We start from the raw sequence: 6,800 nt of genomic DNA, 5'->3' as shown, positions 1-6,800 counted from the left end.
CGTTTATAAAATTATATTAACCTTTCTTTTTTGAGTTAATTAATTGTTTTACACAAAATTGAATTCGGTGCCGCTACCAACAATTAAGGATATGTTGGATAAATAAATTCAAATAAACCAAAATTAAGATAAAAAGATTTTTAACTAATTAATTATTTTTTGTATAATAAATAGGTAAATATGAATGCGACAACGTTAAGTTGTCGTTTCTTTTTTAAAATAATTAATGAGTGTTGATAATAAAAGTTTTCTAGAAGCAATCCAGACGGTTGCCGAAACGAAGAATATCTCTAAACAAGAGATTAGTACAATCTTAAAAGATGCGATTATTCGCGCTTGCGCTAAAGAAGATCCTGATCAAAGAATCGATGTAATGATCGATTTTGATTTAGGATTGTTAAAGATCTTTAAACTTTATAAAGTTGTTGATGATAATGTTAGTGAAGACGAGTTTGATGAAATCAATGAGATTTATCTAAAAGATGCTTTAGTAACTAATCCAACAATTAAAGTGGACGATGATGTCTTGAAATCATTAAATATTGGTGATTTCTCAAGAGTAGTAGCGACTAATATTTCGCAATACTTTCGTCAAAAATTATCTGAGCTAGTTAATAAGCAAGCAGTATCTGAATGAACGCCTAAACTAAATAAAATCGTTAGAGGTACAGTAGAGAAAGATGAGAATAACCCTAACGTTTTATTGGTTAACTTAGGTGGGATTTATGCTTATTATTATAAGAAGGATTGGGTGCCTAATGAAGAATTAAAAAACGATGTTGAATATGATTTCGTTTTAACCCAAATTAAAGAACAATCTAAGAGTTGACCACTAGTAGTATCGCGTTCAGATGCTTTATATGTTAAACACGTTTTAACCGAAAATATTCCAGAAATTAAAGAAGGAATTGTCGAAATTAAAGCGATCCAAAGAGTAGCTGGACAAAAAACTAAGGTAGCAGTTTTATCAAACAACCCTGATATTGATCCTGTTACTTTAATTTTAGGTGATGGCGGAATGAGAATTAAGTCGATTGCGGCTAATTTAATCGAACACTCAGCCGGTGTTAAATTTAGCAACGAAGTAATTGATGTATTCCATTGGAACGATGATGTGTTCAAGATGATTGCTAATGCTTGTTATCCGGTTGAAATTATTGGGATCGACGTGTTAGAAGATTCAGAGCGTGATAAAAGTGTTGATGTAATTGTAGAAGATCAATACTTACCATTCTTAATTGGTCGCGCTGGAATCAATGTAAGATTATTATCTTACATGACAGGTTGATCAATTGATTTCAAATCTCATTCAGCTGCGATTGAAGATGGCATTAATATTGTTCCTCTTAATTACTCTCCAGTTGACAATGCAATCTTAGTAGATCAATTCAAACACAATAGTCGTCGTAATAAGATCGCAAGTAAACAACCTTTCAAAAAAGTTGAAAAGGTGCAAACACCATTGATTGCTTACTCAACTACAATTGAAGCAGATGACGATATCAAAGTTGATATTGATAATATCTTCCAAGAAGCTGAAGAACAACGCTATGAGATGATTGACCTTAGCAAGTATCAACCAAAACCAATTGCTAACGAAGATGAAGAGAATTTAGATGAACTTATCGAGGAATCATTTGATTCATTTGATGATGAACCAATTCAAGTTGATGAAGAGATTCAAGAAGACGATAACTCAACACAAGAAGAGTTGCAACCAACACTTTCATCTAAAAAAGCGCTTAACTATGATGATGTGTCTGAACAACTTGCTAATTTAGATCTATCTAGTTCATTAGTAAATGATGAAGACGAAGAAGATCTAGTACAAAAAACAAGTAAGACACCTAAGAAAGAAAAGAAAGTTCAAAAAGAAGAAGAAACTGTTAAATTTGTTGATATTGACGAATCAGCTTATGACAACGTTCAAAATGAAAACGTTTCAATTACTGAACTAATTAAAGAATTAGATATCACACAAACTCCTAAAAAAGAGGTGAAAAAAGTTGTTCTTGTCCAAGATAAAAAGGGTAAAAACAAAGATAAGAAGAAAAAGAAATCGCAACGTCAAAGCTTGGATAGCTTTGAAAACCTATAGAGGCTTATTAATTAAATGAAAAAGATTACCCAGCGCTTCGATCTAATTACTAAAAAACAATTACCAATTAATCAACTATATCGGATTGTTTTTTACCAAAATCAACTACTTGTTGATTATCACTACAAGATTAAAGCGCGTGGGGTGTATTTAAACAAAAATGAGCAGATAATAATCGATAAGAAAATCAAAGCATTAATTCAAAAGAGTTTTAAAACTAAGATTTTAGACGAAGAGTTTAGTAAACTTAGCGATGCTTTAGGAAAACGAGGTCAGGATGAATAAAAAACCAACAAAAAATAAGAAACCAATTGATAAAAGAGCAAAGATTAATTTCAAGTCATACTTAAAAGAGGTTCAGGTTGGTGTTAAGGATGGAGTTTTTATTTACACTGATCCATTAAGTATCGACCAGTTTGCTAAAAAAGTTAATCAACCAGTAGCAAAGATTATTAAACACTTTTTTGCTAAAGGGATTAATACAATTAATTTAAATACAATCTTATCTTTAGAGCAAATCGGGGAATTGTGTTTAGAGTTTGGTTTAGACTTCAAGATTGAAAAGGCTGTAACCAATGAAAACTTGCTAGATAATATTGAGTTTAAAGACAAAAAAGAAGATCTAGTAAAACGCCCGCCGATTGTTACAGTTATGGGTCACGTTGACCATGGTAAGACTTCATTGTTAGATGCGATTAGATCAACTAACACAACATCGAGTGAAGCGGGTGGAATTACCCAACATATCGGTGCTTACCAAGTTAAGAAAAATAACGAATTAATCACCTTTATTGATACCCCAGGTCATGAAGCGTTCACTGATATGAGAGCACGCGGAGCGAATTTAACTGATATCGTGGTATTGGTAGTTGCTGGTGATGATGGGATTAAACCTCAAACTGAAGAAGCCATCGATCACGCTAAGAATGCTGATGTGCCAATTATCGTGTTTGTAAACAAGATGGATAAAGCAAGCGCGAACTTTGATCGTGTGATTCAACAAATCTCAAAATATGATCTATCACCAGAAGAATATGGTGGTGATACAATCTTTGTTCAAGGTTCAGCAATTAAAAAAGAAGGTATCAACGAACTATTAGATGCGATCTTAACATTAGCTGAAATTAATGAATATAAAGCTAATCCAAACGCAGACCCCTATGGGATTGTTGTTGAATCTAAACTAGAACCAGGTCTAGGCCCTCAAGCTACAGTTATCGTTAAAAGAGGGACGCTTAAAGTAGGCGATTATATCTGTATAGGTGCTGCTTATGGAAAAGTAAGAATCATGCAAGATGAAAATGGGAATAACCTAACCGAAGCAACACCATCAAGACCAGTAAAGATTTCAGGTCTTGATGCGATTCCTCAAGCTGGAGAAAAATTCTTGGGGCTTGCAACCGAAAGACAAGCAAAAGAGTTATCAGATTCTTATAAATTAAAACAACAAAAACAAAAACATTTAAGCTTACAAGAAAGCCACGAAAAAAGAACTAGAATTAACACTGATGGAATTAAATGTGTTGATCTGATTATTAAATCAGATGTTCAAGGTAGTCTTGAAGCAATTAAGTACGCGATTTCAAATATTAATATTGAAGGTGTAACTACCAACATTATCCGCGCTTCAACTGGAGTGATCTCTGAAACTGATATTAAGTTAGCTCAAGCTTCAAACTCAACTATAATCTCGTTTAACTTGGGAGTAAGTAAACAGATTAAAGATCTAGCTAATTCAGCAAACGTTGAGATTTTATCTTATGAAATCATCTATAAAATGGTTGAAGATCTTGAAAAGATCATGAAGGGCGAACTAGACCCAGTTTATGAAGAATCTGTAATTGGTCAAGCTGTAGTTAGAGTATTATGAAAACACTCAAAAATCGGGACTATTGCAGGAAGTTATGTAACTTCTGGTAAAGTTGTTAAGAACGCACTATGTCGAATTTTAAGAGATGATGTAATCATCTATAAATCTAAGGTCGGTTCACTAAAAGTAAAAACGAATTTTGCTGATAAAGTTGAACATAATAAAGAATGTGGTATCGTGGTAGAAAACTACAATGATATTAAAGAAAACGATATTATTGAAGTTTACGAAATTGTTAAAAAGCGAGCATACTAATGAGCAAGATTAAAACTTTAAGATTAGAAGCGGATATTCACAAACTACTTAACCAAGCAATTAGTAATGAGATTAATAATAGTTTAATTAAAACAAGTGTGATAACAGCAATCGAATTATCAGATGATAAGAGCGTAGCCAAGATTTTTATTGATTGTTTAATTCCTAACAACACTGCTAAAACATTAAAAGCATATAAAGATGCTAGCGGGGTGTTTAGACATATATTAAGTAAAAATTTAACGATCCGTCGAGTTCCGCAATTAGTTTTTTATCATGATGATAGTATCTCTAAGGGCGCAAAGATCGATCAGATCTTAAAAGAGATTAAACAAGAAAAAAATAATAAAGAATAAATAAGTAAAAATTTTATCTAGATTGCATTATCCGCGATCTAGATAAATTTTTATTTTGTTTAGCATATGCTTTGTTTTGCCCGTTTCTTGTTCAAAGCTTTCAAAAATCGTATTGAATTTTTACTTATTTAAAGGGTTTTTGTTTGTTTTTAAAAGTAGCAAGCACAAAAAATGTCTCGTTTTTGGGACAAAAATTAAAAAATAGGGCCAGATTAAGCTTGGTTAAGTTTTTTGATTTGATTAAAAACCTTTATTTTTTAAAAAAATTTGAGACTAATTATTGTTTATTACAAAATTAAGTTAACAATAAATTTTTTTGACAATTTAGAAATTCCATAATTAATACAAGATTCTTTCTTTTATTTCAAGATTTATATAAATTTTTCTAACTTGTAAAGCTAGAATTATTTTTTTATATAGTTTTATAAGTTTTTGTACAAACTCATTCATGAGAAGAAAAAATATTATAAATTCATCAGTTTGCTTGGAATCGGCTCATTTGTCGGTTTAGCAGCTGCAAGTTGTTATAACCCAACTTCTAATCAGCCAAACACAAGCGTAAAACATGATGGATCATCTGACGAATCATCAACGCCTACATCAAGTAAGGAAGGTGATACTGGAAGCACAACAACTACATCTACAACAAAAGATGGTACTTCTTCAGACACTACTACTACTGATAAAAGTTCAGACGCACAAACAACACCTGCTACAACAACTGACACAACAAAAGATGATCAAAGCAAAAGCTCTGATAGTGTAAGTAAAGAAGGAAGTGGTGACTCAAGTACAATTGGTGAAACCCACACAACAACTACTACTGCTGCAACACCAAACCAGTCTTCTTCATCACAAAGTCAAACAAGTTCATCAAGCAGTTCGAACTCTAAAACTCAATCAACTGCTTCAACAGAAACAGCTAGCAAAGAAGGAAGCAGTGAAACTCAAACAGATAAAAGTAAATCCTCAACAAATAAAACTGCTTCGTCCACAATATATGCTATAGTGCCTCAAATTAGAGATGAATTAACAACTGCTTTTGATGAAGCTGAAAATCTTTTAAAAAATGGGGATGCTACATTGGAAAATTAAAAACTGCAAATGATGAGTTATCTGCTGCTATTGAAAAAGCAAAGAATGATGCATTAGGTCTTGCAATCGGTGTTAATTCGAATTTATAAAAAACGTTTTGTTTTAAATAAAATAAAATTTGCAAAAAAATTAAAAATATTTAGATTTTTACAATTTTGTAGATAGCTAGCGAGATTTAAATTTTTGTTAATTTAAAAGTCCATGTTTAGCGGTTTATTTTTTGTTTGTCTTCTTAATGTTATTTTAACAACAATCAACATAAGAATGTAAAAAGAATATTTTAAACTTCAAAAAACTTTAGAGTGTAATCGTTTTGTTGCTCTAACTTAACTGGTGTAAAAATGGTAAAGTTGATAAGCCAGAAAAGAACAAAACGAACAATCAAGATAAATAAAAGATAGAAAACAAGAAAATAGAATTAAATTTTTGAGTTGACTACTAAAAACGATTTGCTTAAATTAATTTGAGTTTTCCAAAAAAAACAATTAGAAACCTATATTCTGAAGCATAATCAATTACAAATAATAAACAATCTTTGAAGAACTAATAGATGCTAAAACTTAGCTATACAACTCTCTTGATAAAGCTCAAAAAAGTATACCTGGTGGTGAAAACCTCCCATCATTTAGGGATATATTAAATACCCTAAAAGGATAGGTTAGTACCTACACGCTTTTAACAACTGTATATTAATTAACTTTGGTGCTGTTGGTAAATCATTAAAAAACTACAAATAGAAGATTTAACAACGGTTTATATGATTACAAACTAAAATTTGTAACCTATTTTTATTATCTTTATTACATCAGAATATATCTGCGGTATTCTGGATGTAGGCACCGAATTGAATTTTGTGTAAAACAATTAATTAACTCAAAAAAGAAAGGTTAATATAATTTTATAAACGTTAAACAAAAATGAATTCAAAAGACGAACAAATGAAACAGATTCAAAAATTAATCGTTGAATTTGTAAAACAATTTGGTCCTAGTAGCGGAAAGCAACTATTAAACATCACTGATTATATTGCTAAACCTGTTTTACAGGCTCTGGTTGATGGTGAACATGTTGGCAAACTAGAATTATTGAGAGAAAATGCTGATAATGATGAAAACGTGTATCAAAA

Annotated in this window: 5 protein-coding genes and 1 pseudogene; all 6 read left to right on the top strand. The window is 31.1% G+C overall.

What is annotated here, in order from left to right; genetic code table 4:
- Positions 1-226 precede the first annotated feature (226 nt).
- Entirely contained in the window at positions 227-2,098 is a 1,872-nt protein-coding gene (nusA, locus tag P690_RS0102490; protein WP_027122208.1) for a transcription termination factor NusA, read from the top strand.
- Between the two features lie 15 nt (positions 2,099-2,113).
- Complete coding sequence (locus P690_RS0102485; RefSeq protein ID WP_027122207.1) at positions 2,114-2,383, top strand: YlxR family protein; 270 nt, start codon at positions 2,114-2,116, stop codon at positions 2,381-2,383.
- Positions 2,376-4,223 carry a translation initiation factor IF-2 gene (gene infB, locus P690_RS0102480; protein ID WP_027122206.1) on the top strand — a complete coding sequence of 616 codons (1,848 nt, stop codon included), beginning with the start codon at positions 2,376-2,378 and terminating at the stop codon, positions 4,221-4,223. Before P690_RS0102485 ends, infB begins: the two co-directional genes overlap by 8 nt.
- Complete coding sequence (gene rbfA / locus P690_RS0102475) at positions 4,223-4,579, top strand: 30S ribosome-binding factor RbfA (protein ID WP_027122205.1); 357 nt, start codon at positions 4,223-4,225, stop codon at positions 4,577-4,579. The genes infB and rbfA overlap by 1 nt, the downstream gene beginning before the upstream one ends.
- Positions 4,580-5,011: 432 nt before the next feature.
- Positions 5,012-5,674 carry a hypothetical protein gene (locus P690_RS0102465; protein WP_156920501.1) on the top strand — a complete coding sequence of 221 codons (663 nt, stop codon included), beginning with the start codon at positions 5,012-5,014 and terminating at the stop codon, positions 5,672-5,674.
- 917 nt (positions 5,675-6,591) lie between these two features.
- A pseudogene (locus tag P690_RS0102455) lies at positions 6,592-6,800 on the top strand (IS256 family transposase); the annotation flags it as partial.

This window comes from Mycoplasma imitans ATCC 51306 (genome assembly GCF_000518305.1).
GTDB classification, from domain to species: Bacteria; Bacillota_I; Bacilli_A; order Mycoplasmatales; family Mycoplasmoidaceae; genus Mycoplasmoides; species Mycoplasmoides imitans.
This window is presented reverse-complemented; position numbering and strand designations above follow the sequence as displayed.